This window comes from Candidatus Hydrogenosomobacter endosymbioticus (assembly GCF_021654655.1).
Classification (GTDB): domain Bacteria; phylum Pseudomonadota; class Alphaproteobacteria; order Holosporales; family GW7; genus Hydrogenosomobacter; species Hydrogenosomobacter endosymbioticus.
On the sequence record NZ_AP025225.1, the window covers coordinates 776,155 to 797,160 of the forward strand.

Below are 21,006 nucleotides of genomic sequence, written 5' to 3' on the forward strand. Positions count from 1 at the left end.
GGTTTATTATGAAAAATGTGTGTGATGGAGACGATTATGGTGAGCGGTGAACAGCGCGATTCGCGATTTTTTGGTCAAGACTTTTCTTCGAAAAGCTTTGATAGCGTGAAGATATCCATAGCTAGTCCTGAGCAAATTCGCTCTTGGTCGTTTGGTGAAGTGAAAAAGCCAGAGACCATAAATTACCGCACTTTTAAGCCAGAGAGAGACGGGCTTTTTTGCTCCAGAATTTTTGGACCTGTAAAAGATTATGAGTGCTTATGCGGTAAGTATAAGAGAATGAAATATAAGGGAGTGATTTGCGAAAAATGCGGAGTAGAGGTTACTCTTGCGAAGGTTCGGCGCGACAGGATGGGACATATAGAGCTTGCGTCGCCCGTTGCGCACATATGGTTTTCAAAATCTCCTCCGAGCAGGATGGGCATTATCTTGGATATGAGCGTCAAAAACATAGATCGATTGCTGTATTTCGATGGATATGTTGTGCTCGATCCAGGTTTGACAGGGCTAGAAGAGAATCAAATCTTGACGGAGGATGAGTATTACAGAGCTCAGCAGGAATATGGCCAGGAGAGTTTTAGAGCCTCGACTGGAGCTGAGGCTGTGAAAGAAATGCTTGCCAACTTGGATTTGCCTTCACTTCGTGAATCTTTAAGGCAGGAGCTTAGCTCTAGCCTTCCGGAAATGAGAAAGAAAAAGGTGATGAAGAGGCTTAAGCTTATAGAAGCTTTTATATCGTCGGGCGCGAGGCCTGAGTGGATGGTGTTGGACGTTTTGCCTGTCATGCCTCCAGATCTTCGTCCTTTGGTTCCTCTCGACGGAGGCAGATTTGCTACGTCTGATCTTAACGACCTCTACAGAAGAATTATTAACAGAAATAATAGGCTTAGACGTTTGATAGAGTTACGCGCTCCAGATATGATCATAAAAAATGAAAAGCGTATGCTTCAGGAAATTGTTGACGCATTTTTCGATAATGGTCGACGAGGAAGGCCTATAGTGGGCAGCAATAAGCGTCCTCTGAAGTCGATGTCTGACATATTAAAAGGGAAGCATGGTCGCTTCAGAATGAACTTGCTTGGAAAGCGCGTCGACTATTCTGCTCGTTCTGTTATTACAGTTGGTCCAAACCTTAAACTTCATCAATGCGGTCTTCCGAAGAAGATAGCGCTGGAGCTGTTTAAGCCTTTCATATATTCGAAGCTAGAATCACACGGATTTGCTCCGACCATAAAGGTTGCCCGCGCTATGGTGGAGCGTGAGCGTCCAGAGGTGTGGGATATACTTGAAGAAGTCGTGAAAGATAGGCTAGTGCTTTTGAACCGCGCCCCAACCCTTCATAGACTTGGAATCCAGGCTTTTGAGCCTATACTTGTGGAAGGAAAAGCGATACAGCTGCATCCGCTCGTGTGTCTTGCGTTTAACGCGGACTTCGATGGAGATCAAATGGCAGTCCACGTCCCGTTGTCTCTCGAGGCGCAGGCAGAGGCGCGCGTCCTTATGCTTTCTTCCAACAATATACTGAGCCCGGCTAACGGGTCTCCGATAACGCTTCCTACAAAGGACATTGTTCTTGGAATATACTACCTTTCTATAATGAGAGAAGGAGAAAAAGGCGAGGGGAGAGCTTTTTCTGGTCTAAGCGAAATGATAATGGCGCATCAAGAAAAAACTCTTTCGATGCACTCGAAGGTTGTCACAAGAATCGATACATATAACGACGATGGGACAGTGTCTGGATTGCAGAGGGTAGAGACCACGCTCGGCAGAATGATTGTATGGGACATAATTCCCAAAAGCAATAAGATTAAGTTCGAAAAAGTGAACAAGCTTTTGTCGTCAGAAGATATTCTCGAGCTTCTTGGATGCGTGTATAGCAACTGTAAAAAAGGTGATACTGTGGAGTTTTTGGATCGCCTTGTACAGCTTGGTTTCAGATACGCGACGCTGTCTGGTGTGTCGATTGGCCAGGACGACATGATCGTGCCGAAAGAAAAGTGGAATATAGTTGCAGAGACAAGGAAGATAGTAGACGAGTTTCAAAACCAATATCTTGACGGTCTTATCACGCAGGGAGAAAGGTACAACAAGGTTACAGACGCTTGGACTAATTGCGCAGATAGGGTCGCAAAGGAAATGATGGATGAAATTTCTAGCGATATTCCAGGAAAGCCTTTGAATTCCGTGTTTATAATGGCAAATTCTGGCGCGAGGGGATCTCCCGCTCAGATGAAGCAGCTGTCTGCTATGCGCGGTCTTATAGCTAGGCATGATGGAAGTATTTTGGAACACCCTATCGTTTCTAACCTGAAGGAAGGGTTGCGTGCTTTTGAATATTTTAACGGTACCCATGGCGCAAGAAAGGGTATGTCAGACACCGCGCTTAAGACTGCTGGAGCCGGTTATCTTACGCGAAGGCTGGTTGATGTCGCTCAGGACTGCGTCATAACGGAGCTTGATTGTGGAACGGATAATGGAGTTACCATAAGGCCTATTGTTGATAGCGGAGAAGTTGTTGCTCCTATGGCAGACAGAGTATTAGGCCGTATTTGTGCCGAAGATGTGGTTTCGCCAGAAACTGGAGAGTTAATAATTGCTCGGTCTAGTATGATAGACATTGCTGCTGTGGAAAAGCTGTCTTTGGCTGGAATAGAATCTGTAAAGTGTAGGTCTGTTATTACGTGCGAATCTGCAGAGGGTATTTGCTCTATGTGTTATGGAAAAGATTTGGCGAGAAATAAGCTTGTGGTTGTGGGAGAGTCCGTTGGAGTTATCGCTGCTCAGTCCATCGGAGAGCCCGGTACACAGCTCACGCTTCGAACTTTCCACTCAGGTGGAGCGGCGCAAAGGGCGGCAGAATCCTCGTTCGTTGATGCTCTAGTTGATGGCGTTGTCAAGTTTAGAAACAGGCAAGTGATAAAAAATGGCTCAGGACAAACCGTTGTTATGAATCGCCATATGGAAATTATTGTGTGCGATTCTTATGGACATGAGAGCGCTGTGTATAGGCTTGTGTGTGGAGCGCATGTGTTTGTTTCTGAGGGAGAGAGCGTGAAGGCTGGCCAGAGACTAGCAGAGTGGGACCCATATACCATACCTGTGATAGCAGAGTGTGACGGTTATGTGCACTACGTGGATCTTGTTGATGGTGTGTCCATGAAAGAAATAATAGACGAGTCATCAGGAATAGCGAAGCGCACGGTTAGCGATTGGCAAAAGACTGGTAGAGGCAAGGGTATGCAGCCTAGGGTTGTGATACGCGGAAAAGATGGCGAACAGCTTAAGCTTTCTAATGGTGCAGATGCGCGGTATACGTTGGTACCAGAAACAGTTCTTATGGTAGACAACGGTGCATGGGTCCATGCAGGAAGTGTGATAGCCAGGTTGTCGAAAGAAACATATAAGTCTCGAGATATCGTTGGAGGTTTGCCTAGAATAGCCGAACTGTTTGAGGCTAGATGGCCTAAAGATCCTGCTATTATGAGTGAATGTGATGGTTATGTGGAGTATGGTAAAGATTACAAATCTCGCAGGAGAGTTGTTATAGTCCCGTCTGTAGAGGGCGAGAAACCGTTTGAGTTTTTTGCTGCTAAAGGTCGAATGGCCCTTGTTCAGGACGGGGATGACGTTAAGCGCGGCGATATTCTTGTAGATGGTAACCCAGCATTGCAAGATATTTTACGTATACAAGGGGTTGAGTCTTTGTCTTTGCACCTTATTAAAGAAATACAGAATGTATATAGGCTTCAGGGCGTTAAGATAAACGACAAGCACATAGAGGTAATAATAAGGCAAATGTTAAGAAAGGTTGAGATAACCGATCCTGGAGATTCTGAACTTCTTGTGGGCGACCAGATTGCTCGCGACGAGCTTAAAGAAATCAACAAACGTGTTGAGTCTGGTGGTGGGCGACCGGCATCGTTTATGCCGGTGCTTCAGGGTATTACAAAGGCGTCTTTGCATACTAGGTCGTTTATTTCTGCAGCGTCTTTCCAAGAGACCACCAGAGTTTTAATAGAAGCCGCTGTTCACGGGAAGCAAGATAAACTTATAGGATTGAAAGAAAACGTTATAGCTGGAAAGCTTATCCCCGCTGGTACGGGGTTTGTCATGAGAGAGATGAAGAGGAAAGCTGTTTCCAGGGACGTTGTTGTGCGCGCGGCATCTTCTTCTACGGAAAGCGGGGTTGAAAAAGATTGCGAAGATGCGTCGGTCCGCGAAGCGTATTAGAATGGGCGGGCAGGTAGGTTTAGTTTTTTGCCGCTGTTTCGCTCTATTGGTACTGGCTGCTGGTCGGGGTTTGTCATGAGAGAGATGAAGAGGAAAGCTGTCTCCAGGGACGTTGTTGTGTAAAACACAGGTGATTTTGAAAAATCAGACCATAAAGACATAAGAAACCTTTTTCAATTCGGTTTTTTGGTTTTTACGATCTTATAATTGACCGGCGTGATATCTATTGGTTTTTTATATTGTTAAAGAGTTGTTGTGAGCGGTAACGGCGTTGCTTTTTTTACTTTTCCTATAGCCATTTTAGAGTTGCGCTTGTTGATGTGCACCTTAAAATATGGCTTTTCAATAGCTAGGATGGCTGCGATATGCGGGGCTGCGTTGGCGCTTTCGGCTCGGTTTCGGTCATTTTTTTTTTATGACTTTATGGCATGATGAAGGTATATTAGATGAGAGCGTTAAATTTTGTTTAGCGAGTATTAGTAAGGAGGATCATGGCGCGTCAAGGTGGTGAGGGCGGGACTATGCTGAGGTGTTCTTTTTGTGGTAAGAGCCAATATGAAGTCTATAAACTGATAGCTGGGCCAACGGTGTTCATCTGCGATGAATGCATAAATTTGTGTAATGATATCCTAAGGGAAGAAGCAAAAAACAAAGAGGTACAGATTGGAGATTCTTCAGCGTTATTCACTCCTAAGGAAATCCATAATGTGTTGAATGACTATATAGTCGGACAATCTCATGCTAAGAAAGTTCTTTCTGTTGCTGTATATAACCACTATAAGCGCATAAGGCAGATGGAAGACGATGTCGACCTTACAAAATCAAACATTCTCCTTATCGGCCCAACAGGATGCGGGAAAACTCTACTTGCACAGGTTCTTGCAAAAATACTAAATGTTCCATTTACAATAGCAGATGCTACGAGTTTGACAGAAGCTGGCTATGTTGGAGAAGACGTAGAGAATATTCTTTTAAAATTGTTGCAAAGCGCCAATTATGACGTAAATTCTGCCCAAAGAGGAATCGTTTATATAGACGAAATAGACAAAATATCGAGAAAATCGGAAAACCCATCTATTACGCGAGATGTTTCTGGAGAGGGAGTGCAGCAAGCTCTTCTTAAACTTGTTGAAGGCTCTATTGCCTCTGTTCCTCCGCAAGGTGGCAGAAAGCACCCGCAACAGGAATGCGTCCAGATTAATACCAAAAATATTTTGTTCATATGCGGAGGAGCATTTTCTGGTATGGAGAAGATAATAGAAAATCGGCTGAAGGGACAGAGCATAGGATTTACTTCTAACATAAAAAGTTCTTCTGACAAAAACATTGGCGACATTCTTAGGCATGTGGAGCCAGAGGATTTGCTTCAATATGGGCTTATTCCAGAGTTTATAGGACGGTTTCCTATTGTCGTTCCTCTTACAGATCTTGACGAAAGCGCGCTTATAAAAATTCTTACGGAGCCAAAAAATTCTATCGTTAAACAATACAAAAAATTGTTTGAGATGGAGAATGTACAGCTTACGGTTAAGGAGGAAGCTTTGGAGGCAGTTGCCAAAAAGGCTAAGGAGCTTAAGACTGGTGCGCGCGGACTTCGGTCTATATTTGAAAATGTTATGCTTGATCCTATGTATGAAATTCCATCAAAAAAAGATATAAAAGAAGTTATAATAAAGAAAGAATCTATAGAATTTGGCATTAGCCCAATAATGGTGTATAAAAAAGATAAAGACGAAGAGTTTGGAGTCGGCGACAAAAAGAAGGAAAAAAAAGAGAATGGAGGATCATTCTAGGTCTGCTTTTTTTCTGTCTATTGAATATGTGGTATTTGGAGTGTAGAATACACACACGCTCTGGTGTTATTTTGGTTTGTGAGAATGAAAGTAAAGAATTCGATTAAAATGCTTAGACTTCGGGACAAAAATTGTCGTGTTGTTAGAAGATGTGGGCGGGTTTTTGTTATAAACAAAAAGAACCCGAGGTATAAGGCAAGGCAAGGTTAGCCTGATGAAAAGAGGTGCATGTTTTGTGGACGGTGGCGTCGATCATTTTAGGCTTGCTATGGCGATAGCGTATAGGGCCAAGCAGCTCTCTTCTGGGGTTGAGGCGAACGTTCCTAAGAATAACGACAAAAATGTAGTTATAGCTCTGCGGGAGATCGCTTGCGGCGCTGTTAGTATAGGCTATATGGAAGAGACGATGATTTCTGGGTTTCAGAGATATTCGTATCTTATAGAGGGCGGAGAATAGAGGGCGGGGTGGCTGACTCAGCTTTTTCTGTGGGCTTGCATTGTTTTTTGATGCAGGATTTGAGCGTTTTTCCTTTTGTTCTGTTGTAAGATGGCGGGGCTCGTATGGTGTGGGATCGCTTTCTGTGCCTCGTGTTTTGTCATTTTGTCATATTAGTATATGAAGAACTGTGATTTATGCGGCTGTTTAAAGCTGTAGGTTCTGGGCCGCGAATTTAACCTAAGCGTCAGCTTTGTTGCGAAGATTTAATATAGCGGATCTGGCAGTTTAGCATTCGTGAAGCTGGCATGACTAATTATAATTATAGTTTCATGTTTCATAGTAAGTTTCAAGTCTTTGAATGTGACAGTTATGAGCTCTATGTGCGCGCCGAAGACAGAAAAAACCTTGCTTTTTCAACGGGATACCTAATAGGATATTCACTTTTTTGAAATATTTTTCGTGCATAATGCCAAACGTGATTAATCTTCGGAGAAATTTATGAATTCGCTGTCAAAAATTTTGGTGTCGCTTGCTTGTGCTTGTATTGCGTGCTCTAATGCTGGGGCTGCTCGGGTCAGAACCGCTTCTGCTATTAAGTCGCCTGGTTTGCAACGTGAAAGTGAGCTGAATAAAGAGGTTGGTTTTGTTAATGGACAAAGGGAAAAAGTCGATACTAAGTCTAGCTCTATAAAATTTGCTGATGATTATAACTTGAGGTATATGTTGATTGTAGCGAGGGATGGGGCTAGATTTTACGAGTCTGTAAAGGGCGAGGTTCCTCCATTTAAGTCATTTCCAGAGAATCCTTTTGCTTCCCAGCTAAAGGGCGACAGTTACGAGGACTCGCTCAGTGTCGGGTTTGAGTCGTCCAGAAAAGAACGCCAGGAAGTAATCGACCAAACGATGGAGCTTATGTATGACGTTGCATCTGGGATAGGGTTTTCCCTTGATCCATTTGATGTTCAGCTTGGTTTTGGTATATATGCATTGCCGAACGTTAATAACCATAAATATGTTGGCATGATTTCTGCTAACCTTGGGTGGGACAATTTGGAAGACCGCTATAACGTGCCAACTGGAACGGAGGTTTCTTTTTCTTTCACTAAAAAAGGAAATTCTTTAATACAGGAGTCTGCAAAATATCAAACTCCAAACGGGGCTTCTCTTTCCGAGGGAGGGTGTGAATTTTTGACTCAAGACATGAAAACATTTATGAGAAAATTAGTTGATGGGGCGGTGGACATAATATGCGGCAATGAAATATTAAGAAATGGTAGGAGCATTGAAGGCGCTGGAGTGGGAGATATTCAAATTAATGTTTACTATAGAACAAATAATAGATGCGAAGTTCAAGCGCAATTTTTCTTAGATGACAAAAACAACTATTAATATATCAACAAATCTATAATTCTATTATGTGCGCTCGCATAATTGTGGGCGTATTTTTTTGCTATGCCATATTGTTTTCGCGCCCTAGTTTCATTTGGATGTTGCGTAGGCATGTCGGGGTTGTTCATAAAAATTGCGACACTCATGAAGAAGCGGTATCATTAGCTTCAACATGAAAATTTATTAGTGTGCATGGTTTTTGGGCGCATTGTTCTTTGTTTGTATATGATTCTGTCAACGGCTTTTGTTCCAGTGTGGTGGATTGTAATTATTGTGCGTGTGTTGCGAGGAAAGGAGTCTTTCCATAATTTTATAAAACGGATGGGATTTGGAAATCGCGGTATACCTCCTTCGAGCGTGTGGATACATGGAGCAAGCATAGGTGAAGTGCGTGCATCTTTCGTCATAATAGACAAAATATCTAAAACTTCTGAAAAAACCCATATATTAGTGACATTTCAGACTTTTGGCGCAGAAGAAACATTAAAAAAACACATCCGGGAAAGTGGGTTAGAAAAAAGGGTTAGCATAAGAATGGTTCCTATAGATGTTCCATTGTGTGTTGGCGCGTTTCTTAGGGCTACTCGTCCTGTGGCCGCTATATTCATAGAATCTGAATTTTGGCCTGCTCTTTTGCTAGGGCTGAAGAGGTATAAAATTCCTGCGGTTCTTGTGAATGGAAATTTATCGAACAAAAGCTTTGAAGCGTGGAGAATGGCTGGAGACGCGCTTAGTATATTGTGTTCTGTATTTAAAGCATGCTTTGTGTCGTCTGAATCTGCGTTTGAAAAAATATCAAGCATAGCGGGCGCAGAGGTATTTCGATCTCCATCTATAAAATGCGCTGCAAACAGACTTTCTGCTTCCGCTGAACTTGTGAGCGCTTTAAGAGAAAGCATAGCAGAAAGACAATTTCTGCTGGCAACATGTATACATGCGGAAGAAGAAGCGCTGGTTTTGGACAGTTTTAAGCGTCTGCGCGAGACAATGCCAAAGCTGATTCTTATCATAGCTCCTCGTCATATAGAAAGAGCGCATATCATTTGTGAAATGTGTTCAAAAATTGGTCTAAAATCTGTTTTGCGGTCAACGGTTGGATTTTCTATTGGCGAAAGTGATGTGTATGTTATCGACACATTTGGAGAGCTAGGCATATTTTATGAAGTGGCTAATTTCGCACTTCTTGGAGGGTCTTTTTCTTCTGCTGAAGGACATAATATACTTGAGCCTGCAATGATGAGATGTGCGGTTGTTCAAGGAAACAGGATAAAGAGCCAGGAAGAAATTTCTGATGAGTTTATTTCTGAAGGAGCCTGCGTTTGTTGCGGAAGCTATGAGATGCTCTCATTAGAATTATTACGCCTGCTGCAAAATCCGTATATAGCGTCATCAATGGCAGAAAAATCTTTTGTTATAGCTGAAAGGCTGCATAAAAATTCGCAAAAATTAGCAAATGAAATTATGGACATTTTGAATGTGAGTTAAGACGTGCTCAGCTAGCTATTTAATAGCGATGAGTTTTTGATGAGACACTAGGTCTTTGTAATCTGCGGCCATATAATGTACTATTAATGAAGGTTTTGTTCTAAAACTGAAAGATTGGAAGTTGTCTAGTGTCGAATAAAAATAATTACGATTCCAGGTCTATAAAGGTCCTAAGAGGGTTGGATGCTGTTCGGAAGCGTCCTGGTATGTATATAGGAGATACAGATGACGGGTCTGGGCTTCATCACATGGTGTATGAAGTTGTTGACAACTCTATAGATGAGTCTTTGGCTGGTCACTGCGATCACATAAAAATAGTTCTTCGTTCTGATGGCGCTGTTTCTGTTACAGACAATGGAAGAGGGATTCCGGTTGATATTCATGAGGAAGAGGGCATTTCTGCTGCTGAGGTTATCATGACACACCTACACGCTGGCGGAAAGTTCGATCAAAACTCGTATAAGGTGTCTGGAGGACTTCATGGTGTTGGAGTGTCGGTTGTAAATGCCCTATCATCATGGCTTACTCTTAGGATATGGCGCGACGGGGGTGAGTATTTTATAAAATTTGAGGATGGAGTCCCAACAAAATCTCTAGAGAAAATATCGGAATGCGAAAAAGGAAGGCATGGCACGGAAGTTGTGTTTTTTCCATCGAGCTCTACGTTTTCTGGTATAGATTTCGATTTTTCTGTGATAGAGCGCCGCATGAAGGAGCTTGCGTTTTTAAATCCAAAACTCTCTATATCTGTTGTCGACGAGCGAGAATCTCCGCATAAAAAAGTCGATATGAAATATGCTGGAGGGGTTAAGTCGTTTGTTCAGTACTTGGATCGCGGAAAGACATCTATACATGAAGAGGTAATCAGCTTTTTTGGAGAAAAAAACGGAATTTGTCTTGATATAGCGATGGAGTGGACGTCTAGCTATCACGAAAGCGTATTGTGTTTTACGAATAATATTCCGCAAAAGGATGGTGGAACGCATTTATCTGGTTTTCGTTCGGCCCTCACCAGAACAATTTCGCACCTTTTATCAGCTTCCGGTAGGAAGGAAAAGTCTATTGTTATGGGGGAAGATGCAAGAGAAGGGTTAACGGCCGTTGTTTCAGTGAAAGTTCCTGATCCCAAATTTTCATCGCAAACTAAAGACAAGCTTGTCTCGTCTGAGGTGCGTCCAATTATAGAAAGCATAGTAAGCGAAAAGATTGAACAGTGGATGGAAGAAAATCCGAGCGAAATGAAGAAAATTTTGTCACGCATAGTGGAGTCTGCGCTCGCGAGAGAGGCGGCCAGGAAAGCTCGTGAACTTACGCGACGCAAAAGCGCTCTCGACATCGCATCTCTTCCAGGAAAACTGTCGGATTGCTCCGAGCGAGATCCTTCGTTGTGCGAGCTATATTTGGTGGAAGGAGATAGCGCTGGTGGAAATGCTAAGAGCGGTCGAGACAGAAAATTTCAAGCGATACTTCCGCTGCGCGGCAAAATTCTTAACGTAGAGCGGGCAAGGTTTGATAAAATGCTTGGGTCTGCAGAAATTGGTACTTTAATAACGGCTCTTGGAACCGGCATAGGCGAGGACTTTAACGTATCGAAGCTTCGATATCATAAAGTAATTCTTATGACAGATGCAGATGTGGACGGGAGCCATATACGGACCCTTCTTTTAACATTCTTTTTCCGGTATATGCGTGAACTGATATATAAAAAGCACTTGTATATAGCGCAGCCACCTCTATATGGTATACGACGGGGGCAATCCATGATTTACATGAAAAATGATAGGGCTCTGAATGGGTATTTTATTCAGTCTGGCTCTCAAGTTGTTTCTATAATTTCTGCGGACGGGGTGCAAATAGCAGGCGTAGACCTAGAGAGTCACATACAAAAAGCATGGCAGGTGGCTTCAATCACAGATCGGATGTTTTTCAAGGATTTCTCTCTATACATTTTAGAGATGGCTATTGTTAGCGGAGCATTGAGTGATGGCAGATTTTATTCTGATAGAGAATCTTGGGCGCAGGATTTACTTAAATTTTCTAATAACAATGAAAAAACTGGAAAGTGGAGCATAGCAAAAGTAGATTCTGGGGGGGCGACATTTATTCACGAATTTGACGGAGTTAGTCAAAGTTACTCTGTGTCAGAGCAGCTTATGGATTCTTCCGAGGTGCTTCAATTGAAGTCTATGGAGCACGATATGCGCGGCTTATATCCGGCGAAGCTTATAATGTTGAAGGACGGAAGCCAGAGAACAGTATTGAGACCATCAGAGCTTTGGAAAGCTGTGTCTGATATAGTGAAAAAAGGAATATATATACAACGATATAAAGGTCTTGGAGAGATGCAAGCAGACCAGCTGTGGGAAACCACTCTCGACCCAAACTCTAGAACGCTGATACAAGTTTCTCTTCGCCATGCAGAGGAAGCCAGCGAGCTGTTCTCGATATTGATGGGAGACATAGTCGCTCCAAGGCGATCGTTTATACAGGAAAATGCACTGAATACAATAAATCTTGATGCATAGGAGCAAAATGACGAGCTCTCTATAAAAAAAGAATTTGGAAATATGGCTTTTTAATTATAAAAATGGTTCACATAATGAAATGCTTTGGGCTGCAAATTGCGAAGATATTGGAGAAAAGGTTTTTATGAGAGAGATCGTTCTTGATACAGAAACCACTGGGCTGTCTGTGCAAAATGGACACAGGTTAATCGAAATAGGGTGCGTGGAACTGTTCGGAGGAAGCACAACTGGCAGGACTTTTCATAGATACATAAACCCAGACAGAGATGTTGATTCAGAGGCATTTTCTGTGCATGGAATTAGTTCTGATTTTTTGAAACAATTTGATCCATTTGATAAAGTTGCTGACGAGTTTTTGGAATTTATTGCTGATTCGTCGCTCATAATACACAACGCGAAATTCGACCTTCAATTTATTAACTTTGAGCTGGAGAAGTCCAAAAAACCTTTGATAGCTAATAGAATTGTCGACACTCTTATGATGGCACGCGAGATGTTTCCGGGCTCTCCGGCAAGTCTGAATGCGTTGTGTAGGCATTTTGATATAGATCTTTCCTCTAGGAGTCTTCATGGAGCGCTTTTAGATGCGCAGCTTTTGTCGAGGGTATATATAAAGCTAACTGGAGGCGCTCAAAAATCGTTTGAGTTTTTTCCGCATATTCAAGATTCTAACGCGGCTAAACAAGGTGATATGGGCTACCGTAAACCGATTAGCGACAAAGCAAAAGCAACTGATGGCTCGATTAGTAGGCTTTATGATGATGCTATAAATAATCGCGAATACACTGTTCTTTTTCCTTCAAGCGAAGAATTGATGACTCACGCAGATATTATAAAACAGATTGGTGCGCCGGCGTGGAGATAGCTAATAGGCTTATAGCTGAGCAAATTTATTAGGTGACTTTATGAATAGAGTTCTTCGGAAATTATCACTTTGTTAAATAAATGGTATAAATGCTTGCAACAATACTAAACTTGAAAAAAATCTATTTATTTTTTATTTTAAATCTAGTTTCAGAAGGAGTATAATAAAATCGAGCACAAAGCGCGAAAAAGCTGAAATGTATGTTTTTAGCAAACAGAGCGTCAAAATGTCTTTTATATATGCTAAAACATATCAGCTGGGTCTATGCTTTTTAGTTTATTCATGGCCAAAATTCCAGAAGCAACGCACATCAAAAATATCAAAGAAAACACATTCAGTATTTTGCCAAAAGTCATGTCCATTGGGATATATGTCACCGACTCTGTAACTTTATACAGCGCTGCAGAGGCCAGGGCTCCTGGTATGAATCCTACTATTGCGAGTATCATAGACGAGCACACAACAATCTTTACTAAATAGCTGTGCGGATAGCCCATGGCTTTTAAGGTGGCATACTCATTTAAATGATTTGTGATGTCTGTGAAAAGTATCTGGTATACGATTACCATCCCGACTATGAGACCCATGATGGTTCCAAACCCAAATATAAATCCTATAGGAGAATTTATTCTCCAATAGGCTTCCTCGTGCTCTATAAGCTCTTTTTTTGTAAAAACGAATACGTTTTGGTTTAGAAGCGCTTGTAAATCTTTTTTCACTTGATGTGTGAGGTCTTTATTTTTTATGGAAATCATTCCGACATCAACTCTGTTATGTGACTTATATGGGAACAGTTTAAAAAAACTGTCTTCGCTTACAACTATATTTCCGGAAGCCGCAAACGATGTACCAAGGCTAAATGTGCCCATAACTTTTATTCTATAGTCATTTACTTCTGTTTCTATCGGCCCGGTTTTTAGCATCTCTTTTATTGGTCCAAAATCATACTTCGATCTGTCATCAAAAAGAGCGCTGTCTTTTATTGTTAAAAGAGATTTTTTAGATCTAAATTCGTCAGACGATATGATGCACTTGTCTGGAGCAACTCCGAAAACCAAAAGAGCACGCTTGCTTTTTTTCTGAGGATTTGTCCAAATGGCCTGCCCTATGTATAGCTTTTTCACTTCTTTTACATCTGGGTGGCCGCATGCTCTCATCAGTTCATATTTAGGAAAGCTGCTCCCGCGCCAAATGGCTTCTGTTTGCTTGTGGATTACAAACAAGTCTCCATCGAGCTTCCGAGGAATGTTCGAAACACTCTTGAATAAAGAGTCTTTAAACCCGGACTGCATGAACACTAATATGCACGCAAATATAACTCCTAGTATGGCGGCTATTGTCTTAGATTTTTCGTATCGCAGTTGCCGCCACGCAAGCCTTAAAGCGAAGTAACATGATCGTAGCATTCGCGTTTATCCTTCAGGGCTAGCCTTAGCTTGTCTGCTATCGTTTACGAAGCGCACATTAACTTGCATTCCTATTCCATGCTGTAAGCGGCTGCTGTTTTGTTGCTTTGGAAGGTCGATCCTAACTTCTATTGTTCTAACATCTTGGTCTGCGTCTGGGCCAGTATCCCGTAAAGAACTTTTGCCGACTTGAAACCCAATCGCTATAACTTTTCCAATGATAGGGGTTTGTACGCCAGATATAAGAATCTCCGCCGCGCCTCCGACTCGTATCCTTCCTATATCATGTTCATACACGTCTGCTACAACTTCTATCTCGCTGAGGTCTGCCATCTCCACGACCCCTTCTTCTCCAACTTTCTCTCCAGGACGAGTGTTGATTCTCAATATAGTCCCATCAATCGGAGCCCTAAGAACGCACTGTTCAAGCTTTACTTTTTCCAGATTAGCTGCGGCTTCAGCAGACTCTATTTCTGCTTCTGTCTTTTTAACCGTTGCCAATGCCTTCTTCAAATTTTTGTCAGCTTCATCTTTTTTTGATTGAGATGTAGCTTTTGCTGCGAACATAGCCTCATGTCTTTTTGCTTCTTTTTCTGCAAATTCTTTTTCATTTTTTTCCGCTACTAGGCGAGATTTAAGGGCTCGAACATTTGCTTCTGCGGACGCCGCTAGGGCTTTTTCTACGTCATAATCCTTGAAGACAGCAATAAGCTGTCCTTTTTTAATAGCCGCTCCTTCTGAAACGTGTATATCTTGTACGCGAGCAACTTGTCCCATGTTGTGAGATACCCTTATTACACGAGACTTAGGCTCTATTCGTCCAAGTGCGCCAATGGTGAGTTTTTTACTTTGCGCATTGCAATCCAAATTCGCCGGAACACCATGCTGACAGTGAGAAATGGGCTCAGAAACAATGTTAACTCTGTTACCGCGATTTCTTCTTACTAAAACCACAGACACCGCTATAGACAAAGCGCATACCCCAAATACGGCGGCGATAACTTTTTTAGAAATATTCTTTCTCATACCGAGTTCACTAACTATACAATGATATACAATTCCGGCAAGTTAACCAATAGCTGTGACAGGGTATTTCATGGTTCTGTCGTCTTTATAACCTTATCTTCTGAGACTTCCTTTAATATTTTATTGTTGATATCTGCGGAGATCATGTCTGCGATCATTTCTAGGGCGTAAGCAAAGCCTCTTTCATCTGCGCCGCCGTGACTTTTTACTGCTATACCGTTGAGTCCAAGCCATAAAGCTCCATTATACGATCTAGGGTCGAAGTATTTTGTCATCTCCAACAGAAGCGGTTTCGCCAGCATCATGGCAAGCCTGCCTCTTGTGGAGCTTGATAAAGATTTTTTCAGGGAGTTCATTAACAGCTTCATAACTCCTTCTCCGGTTTTTAGAGCGATGTTTCCTGTAAAGCCGTCTGTTACCATGACGTCGACAACGCCGCTGGAGATGTCGTCTCCCTCTATAAATCCGTAAAAATTTACGTTTCTAGATTTTATGATAGAAGCAGCTTCCTGGAGTACGCCGTCGCCTTTTGTTTCTTCAGACCCAACATTAAGCAATCCGACAGAAGGATTGTCTACACCGAGCACATGTTTTGCGAAAACAGACCCCATAACAGCGAAATCAACAAGATTTTTTGATGTGCACGACAAGCTTCCTCCAAGGTCAAGCATTATGCTTTCGCCGCGTTCTGTGGGGATTTGGCTTGCTATAGCTGGTCTTGCTATACCTGGTAACGTTTTTAACATTACTTTCGAAAGAGCCATATAAGCTCCTGTGTTGCCTGCCGATATCACACCATCTGCTGCTCCTTCCACTACAGCCTCAAGCGCTAGACGCATGCTGGATCTGGCCATTCCTCGAACAGCCCTGCTTGGCTTTTCACCAGTGGAAACGACTTGGTCTGTATGAATAATACAGACCCGGTCGCGCAAAGATGGAGGCTCGGCATTTACCAAACGAGAAAGTTCTCTTTCGTCTCCAAACAGCACAAACGAAAACTCGGGCAGTCTTTCAGAAAAAATAGCCATTCCGCGAACAACTACACCGGGCGCGCGATCTCCTCCCATGCCATCAACAGCAACTATTGGCACAGTTGTTAAGACTCCTCAGCCTCTTTAGCTACTTTGATGTTAATAACAACCCTGCCTTTATATTTTCCACACGAAGAGCAAAAACTGTGCGGAAGCTTCACTGCGCCGCAATCATTACACATTTGGACAGACCTATGCATAGCCCTATCATGAGACCGTCTCATTCTCATGCGAGAGGGACTCGTTTTCTTCTTTGGAACCGCCACAACAACCAACCTATCATACAACGTACACTATGACCTTATTTCTAAATAAAATCTGCGCACAAATCAAGCTATAGGTTTTTTGTTATAACAATGAGGGGCGCTGAAGGCGAGTTTTTGAGATAGATTGATGAATGCAAATAGCGTAGAGGCTGAGCGGCGAGATGGCAATTTGCGAAAATTTGTAAAAAGTTCCTTTAATCCATCTAGCGTTTTGGTCATCCTGGCTGCGCTCGCTCGTGTTATTCATATAGTTTAGTTGTTTAAAAGCATTTTACGGACTATAGCAGATCTGATATGCTGTGTAGGACACTTTTAGCAGAATGTTTTTATGAGCAGCTTGGTAAGTTTTTGCATAGGGCCGCAAGGAGCTATGAACGCGAGTGATGGGCCGGGCGCTGTGGTGTTTTTGTTTCATGGTTATGGTGCTAGTGGAAGAGACCTTTTGCCTGTTGCGGAATCGTTCTCTGGTGAGATAAAGTCGGCGAGAATTTGTATGCCGGATGGGATCGCTCCATGCGAAGAATACCCGTGCGCAAGACAATGGTTTTCCCTTAAGTTTGCGGATTTTTTTTCTGGGGATAGAGATGCTGGAATCTGGAAAGCTCTGGATGAGTCTTGCGAAGTTATTGCAAACGAGATGAAAGACATTTTAAAAGGGTTTAAAGGAAAGCTTTTTGTTGGTGGTTTTTCTCAGGGGGGCGCGGTTGCTTGCCACCTTGGGTTGCATAAAATTAAAGTGGACGGAATCATAAATTATTCTGGTTTTTATAGCTTGGTTTTTGGAGAGCCCAGATATTGTCCTCCTGTTTTATGGTGTCATGGTATAGAAGACAAGGTAGTTTCGTTTTATGAAGCAGAAAAATGTGCGGAATTGATGAAGTCTGAACGACTTAGTATAAACTTTTGTCCTATCGAAAACGTGGGCCATTCGATTTGTCCGGCTGCTGTTGCTATTGGAGTCGACTTCATTAAAGAAAAAGGGTGTTGCGAGAGAGGGAAAAGCGGCGTTTGAATCTGTTCTAGTGCAAAAGGCCGAGAGTATATCTGTGGTGTTTTATGGACTTGCTTGGTTTATGCGTATGTCTCCTGGCGTGGGTAGCCGGTTGTCAATGATCAGTTTTCGTCGCTGTCCCTTTTCGCTAATAGCTCTGAAAGCTCAATAAGTCCAAGTTCATCTAGCCTGCAGCCCTTTTGTACGGCTCGCTCTATCATGACGTCTTTTATAGTGCCGTTTTTTTCAGCTGCCTGAGATATCCAGAGGCCTACTATATGCTGAGCGTCTCTAAATGGAACTCCTTTAAGAACGAGCCCTTCAACAATACCTCCGGCTTCTATGAACCCCGAGGTTGCTTTTTCTTCCATCAGTTTTGTATTAAATTTCACGTTTTTTAGAAGAAAAGTAATTGCGTTAACGCTAGAAATAGTTGTGTTTGTTGCGTTAAACATAGCGCCTTTGTCTTCCTGCATGTCCTTATTGTATGCCATTGGCATTGCTTTCATTATTGTTAGAATTTCCATTAGAGAGCCGAATACGCGGCCACTTTTCCCTCGAACTACTTCGAATACAACAGGGTTTTTTTTATTTGGCATGAATGCAGATCCGCTGCAGAAGCTGTCGTCTATGCTGATGAACCCGAACTCAGACGTTTGCCATAAAATCATGTCTTCACACAGGCGAGACATGTGTACCATTATTGTGCTGCAAACAAAACACCACTCTATAATGAAATCCCTATCGCTTATGGCATCTATAGTGTTTTCTATTATTCCAGCGAACCCAAGCTCTTTTGCGACAAACTCTCGGTCTAGCGATAGCAAGCTGCCAGAAATAGCACCAGCTCCGTATGGGCAGAAATTTGCGCGCTCTTTCCAAGATGCAACGCGGCTTAGATCTCTCGTTAACATGCCGACGTAGGCCATGAAGTAAGAGCTTAGAGCGATTGGTTGTGCTTGCTGTAGATGGGTATAGCTAGGCATAGAGACATTTTTATGGGTATCGGATAGATTGGATAAAACTGCAATTAGCGCATTTAGCGTGAGAGACAATTCTTGAGATTTTTCTATAAGATACATCCGCATGTTGCAAGATATTTGTTCATTTCTGCTCCTGCCTGAGCGGAGCCCTTTCCCTATATCTCCAAGTTTCTCTATAAGAAGGTGCTCTATGAAAAGATGGATATCTTCAAATTCTATGTCATCAAGCTCGTGCTTATTTGCATCTATTTCATCAGAGATGTCTTTAAGGGCGGTTATTATCTTTTGCTCTTCTTGTTTATTTATTATTCCTCGACAGGACAGAACTTTTAAATGAGCGACAGAGACGGCTAGCTCATACCTGTGAAGTATGTAGTCTGTCAATAATGACGAGTTTATTTTTGCTGCAACTGGGTCAAGATTTTTTTTGAACCTTCCCCACCAGGTCTTGTTGCTCACCATATCTGTCTCCAGAGACACAAGCAACCGGCTATAAAAAGAAGAAAGCGGCCGCCAATACAAAAACCCCAGTACTAATCAATATAATCAACAAAAGTAATTTTGTCTATGTCGTTGTAAGTTTGATATAAAATGTTGAGACTGCATATAAAATCTATATAGCAAAAATTGCTGTTAGGCGTCAGAAATCATTCATCTAACAGTCAAGTAAAAAATTGCAGGAGCAGTATGACATGGTAAAGCTGTTATACCAGAGGAACTCCAACATATACGATTTTAAAAATGGAGGATCCTCTTGATGGCTGTGTTAGTGATATGAAATTAGCTCAAGAGATTTATGTTGAGCGAGATTAACTTAAAGAAATGGGTTCCGATGAACAGATGGTTCAGTTTGGAATGAATAATTTGCGCTGATACTGTTGTATGATGCTGTTTTATATAGAATAATTCTTGTTTTTGTGGTTGTATTGTGTGGCGATATGATAAAAAAGTGCGTTTTTTCTGAGGCGTGTTTTCGATGATAGGGAGGGAAACTGATATGAACGTGATTAAAAAATCGGTAGCGTTGGCGCTTTTTGGAGTTTTGTTTATTGGTGCAGAAGACGGTGTTGCAGGTCCTAAACAGGATGTGAATATGGTTTTTGAGCAGTTTGTGAAGATTGCTTTTGAACGAGAATCAGGTCGTAGAGGTAAAAACGACGAATTTCACATCGCCATAAGTTATCTTTCTGACGTATTCTATCGCGAGTTAGCTGCTGGCGCATTCAACTTGGATGATTTTAAGCTTAAGCCTAGGCATTTTAAGATTGACATTCGATACATTGGAGAGGAATCAGAAAAAGCTATTCAAAATTTTGAGTATGAAATGCGGAATGGACGGCTTGCCGAAAACATGATGTCGCTTGCGGTTAGGCTTGGGACGGAAGACTTAAAGCAAAAGGGATTGATTGAGGCCGAGAGGCCTAAAACGTCTTACAGCGACCAAAAAGGTATGAAGAAAGTTGCGACTGAATCTCCGCTCAAAGTTTTAAAGCAAAAAAATTTGACTGGAGCCGATTTGTCTAAGACGTTTTATAGCGATCAGAAAGGAAAAGCTACTTTTACACAGCAAATGCGTAAAGACAAAGATAATAGCGTTCAGGAGGATAAATTAGAGTGGCTACAGCGCGTGTGCATCGAATGCGTGATGGATATAAACAGTCTCAAATCTGAAATAAAAGATCTTAAATCCAGGGGCAATTCGGCGCAGAAAATGAAGCTATGGGAAAATGGTCAGCTAGAGCGTCAGGGAGAATTTCAACAGAAAATGATGGGGGGCATAAATGAGCTTCGCGCTGGGTTGGCTAAGAAGATTGATGAGCTCGGGAATTCTCAGAGCGAATCTGTGAAGCTCGGGCTGCAGGTTAAAGATGAAACGACAAATCTTCGAAGTGAAATGAAAAAGCAAACTGATGAGCTTAAGGCGCAAAAAGCTGTCAATAAAGCTGCTCAGGATAAAGCAAACGATGCATGTGTGGCGGCGCAGAGTTTACGGGATCAAATAGCCGCGATAAATAAAAATGTCAGCGAGCAGAAAGAGGCTGTTAAAAACGTTCAGAATTTGGTAAAGAACATGAGCGGCGATCTTCAGCGGCTGCAGCAACGCTTTGAGGATCAGTCGAAGCAAGTTCAGGAAGCGAGGAACTTGGCGGATGGCTCGCGTGTGGATATTCAGCAGTTGCAGCAACGCTTTGAGGTTCAGTCGAGGCAGCTTCAGGAAGTGAGGAACTTGGCGGATGGCGTGCGCGGCGATATTCAGCATCAGCTTGTGCAAGTGAGGGCGGACCTTCAAAATCAAACCGCTGAAATACGCGGACAAATCGACAGAATAGAGCAGATTCAAAATTTGCAACAAGAGCAAATAAAAATGATGTATAAAAAAGGCGGAATTCCAGACGATAGAGCGAATCAATGGGGGCTCAACCAATCTGGGGCTCTCCATAAGTAATGTTGTTATTATTGGCAGAGGATGCATAGATGGATAAAAATGCGCGTTTTTGCTGAGGCGCGCTTTCGATATGGGGTTTTTTGATGAGGGAAGAATCTGATAGTCGTTCTCGCGTGCTACTTGCGATGAGC

Annotated in this window: 15 protein-coding genes; 10 read left to right on the forward strand and 5 right to left on the reverse strand. The window is 42.4% G+C overall.

Annotated elements, in window-relative coordinates; translation table 11 throughout:
- Positions 1 to 36 precede the first annotated feature (36 nt).
- The 8 genes from rpoC (at position 37) to dnaQ (ending at position 12,726) form a co-directional block, all read left to right on the forward strand.
- Entirely contained in the window at positions 37 to 4,230 is a 4,194-nt protein-coding gene (gene rpoC, locus HYD_RS03585; RefSeq protein WP_236864987.1) for a DNA-directed RNA polymerase subunit beta', read from the forward strand.
- A gap of 491 nt (positions 4,231 to 4,721) precedes the next feature.
- Entirely contained in the window at positions 4,722 to 6,023 is a 1,302-nt protein-coding gene (gene clpX / locus HYD_RS03590) for an ATP-dependent Clp protease ATP-binding subunit ClpX (RefSeq protein WP_236864989.1), read from the forward strand.
- Between the two features lie 84 nt (positions 6,024 to 6,107).
- Complete coding sequence (ykgO, locus tag HYD_RS03595) at positions 6,108 to 6,233, forward strand: type B 50S ribosomal protein L36 (RefSeq protein ID WP_236865823.1); 126 nt, start codon at positions 6,108 to 6,110, stop codon at positions 6,231 to 6,233.
- Positions 6,234 to 6,237: 4 nt separating this feature from the next.
- Entirely contained in the window at positions 6,238 to 6,480 is a 243-nt protein-coding gene (rpoZ, locus tag HYD_RS03600; RefSeq protein ID WP_236864991.1) for a DNA-directed RNA polymerase subunit omega, read from the forward strand.
- A 480-nt stretch (positions 6,481 to 6,960) separates the two neighbouring features.
- The gene (locus tag HYD_RS03605; protein WP_236864993.1) at positions 6,961 to 7,851 is read left to right on the forward strand and encodes a hypothetical protein; all 891 of its coding nucleotides are present in this window, start codon (positions 6,961 to 6,963) and stop codon (positions 7,849 to 7,851) included.
- Between the two features lie 225 nt (positions 7,852 to 8,076).
- Complete coding sequence (locus HYD_RS03610; protein ID WP_236864994.1) at positions 8,077 to 9,336, forward strand: 3-deoxy-D-manno-octulosonic acid transferase; 1,260 nt, start codon at positions 8,077 to 8,079, stop codon at positions 9,334 to 9,336.
- 128 nt (positions 9,337 to 9,464) lie between these two features.
- Complete coding sequence (gene gyrB, locus HYD_RS03615; protein WP_236864995.1) at positions 9,465 to 11,861, forward strand: DNA topoisomerase (ATP-hydrolyzing) subunit B; 2,397 nt, start codon at positions 9,465 to 9,467, stop codon at positions 11,859 to 11,861.
- 124 nt (positions 11,862 to 11,985) lie between these two features.
- Positions 11,986 to 12,726 (forward strand): DNA polymerase III subunit epsilon, encoded by a 741-nt coding sequence (dnaQ, locus tag HYD_RS03620; protein WP_236864996.1) that lies wholly within the window; start codon positions 11,986 to 11,988, stop codon positions 12,724 to 12,726.
- 242 nt (positions 12,727 to 12,968) lie between these two features.
- Here the strand turns inward: dnaQ and devC are convergent, their stop codons facing one another.
- The 4 genes from devC to rpmF form a co-directional block, all read right to left on the reverse strand.
- A complete protein-coding gene (gene devC, locus HYD_RS03625) occupies positions 12,969 to 14,132 on the reverse strand; it encodes an ABC transporter permease DevC (protein ID WP_236864997.1) in 1,164 nt (387 codons plus the stop codon).
- Between the two features lie 6 nt (positions 14,133 to 14,138).
- Complete coding sequence (locus tag HYD_RS03630) at positions 14,139 to 15,158, reverse strand: efflux RND transporter periplasmic adaptor subunit (RefSeq protein ID WP_236864998.1); 1,020 nt, start codon at positions 15,156 to 15,158, stop codon at positions 14,139 to 14,141.
- Positions 15,159 to 15,226: 68 nt separating this feature from the next.
- Positions 15,227 to 16,249 (reverse strand): phosphate acyltransferase PlsX, encoded by a 1,023-nt coding sequence (gene plsX / locus HYD_RS03635; RefSeq protein ID WP_236865001.1) that lies wholly within the window; start codon positions 16,247 to 16,249, stop codon positions 15,227 to 15,229.
- A gap of 5 nt (positions 16,250 to 16,254) precedes the next feature.
- Positions 16,255 to 16,455 (reverse strand): 50S ribosomal protein L32, encoded by a 201-nt coding sequence (rpmF, locus tag HYD_RS03640; RefSeq protein ID WP_236865003.1) that lies wholly within the window; start codon positions 16,453 to 16,455, stop codon positions 16,255 to 16,257.
- 370 nt (positions 16,456 to 16,825) lie between these two features.
- On the opposite strand from rpmF, the gene HYD_RS03645 reads away from it, so the two are divergent.
- Positions 16,826 to 17,467 (forward strand): alpha/beta hydrolase, encoded by a 642-nt coding sequence (locus tag HYD_RS03645; protein ID WP_236865005.1) that lies wholly within the window; start codon positions 16,826 to 16,828, stop codon positions 17,465 to 17,467.
- Positions 17,468 to 17,568: 101 nt separating this feature from the next.
- Here the strand turns inward: HYD_RS03645 and argH are convergent, their stop codons facing one another.
- Positions 17,569 to 18,891, reverse strand: coding sequence for an argininosuccinate lyase (gene argH / locus HYD_RS03650; RefSeq protein WP_236865007.1), 1,323 nt, complete (start codon positions 18,889 to 18,891; stop codon positions 17,569 to 17,571).
- Between the two features lie 535 nt (positions 18,892 to 19,426).
- On the opposite strand from argH, the gene HYD_RS03655 reads away from it, so the two are divergent.
- A complete protein-coding gene (locus HYD_RS03655) occupies positions 19,427 to 20,875 on the forward strand; it encodes a coiled-coil domain-containing protein (protein WP_236865009.1) in 1,449 nt (482 codons plus the stop codon).
- Positions 20,876 to 21,006 lie beyond the last annotated feature (131 nt).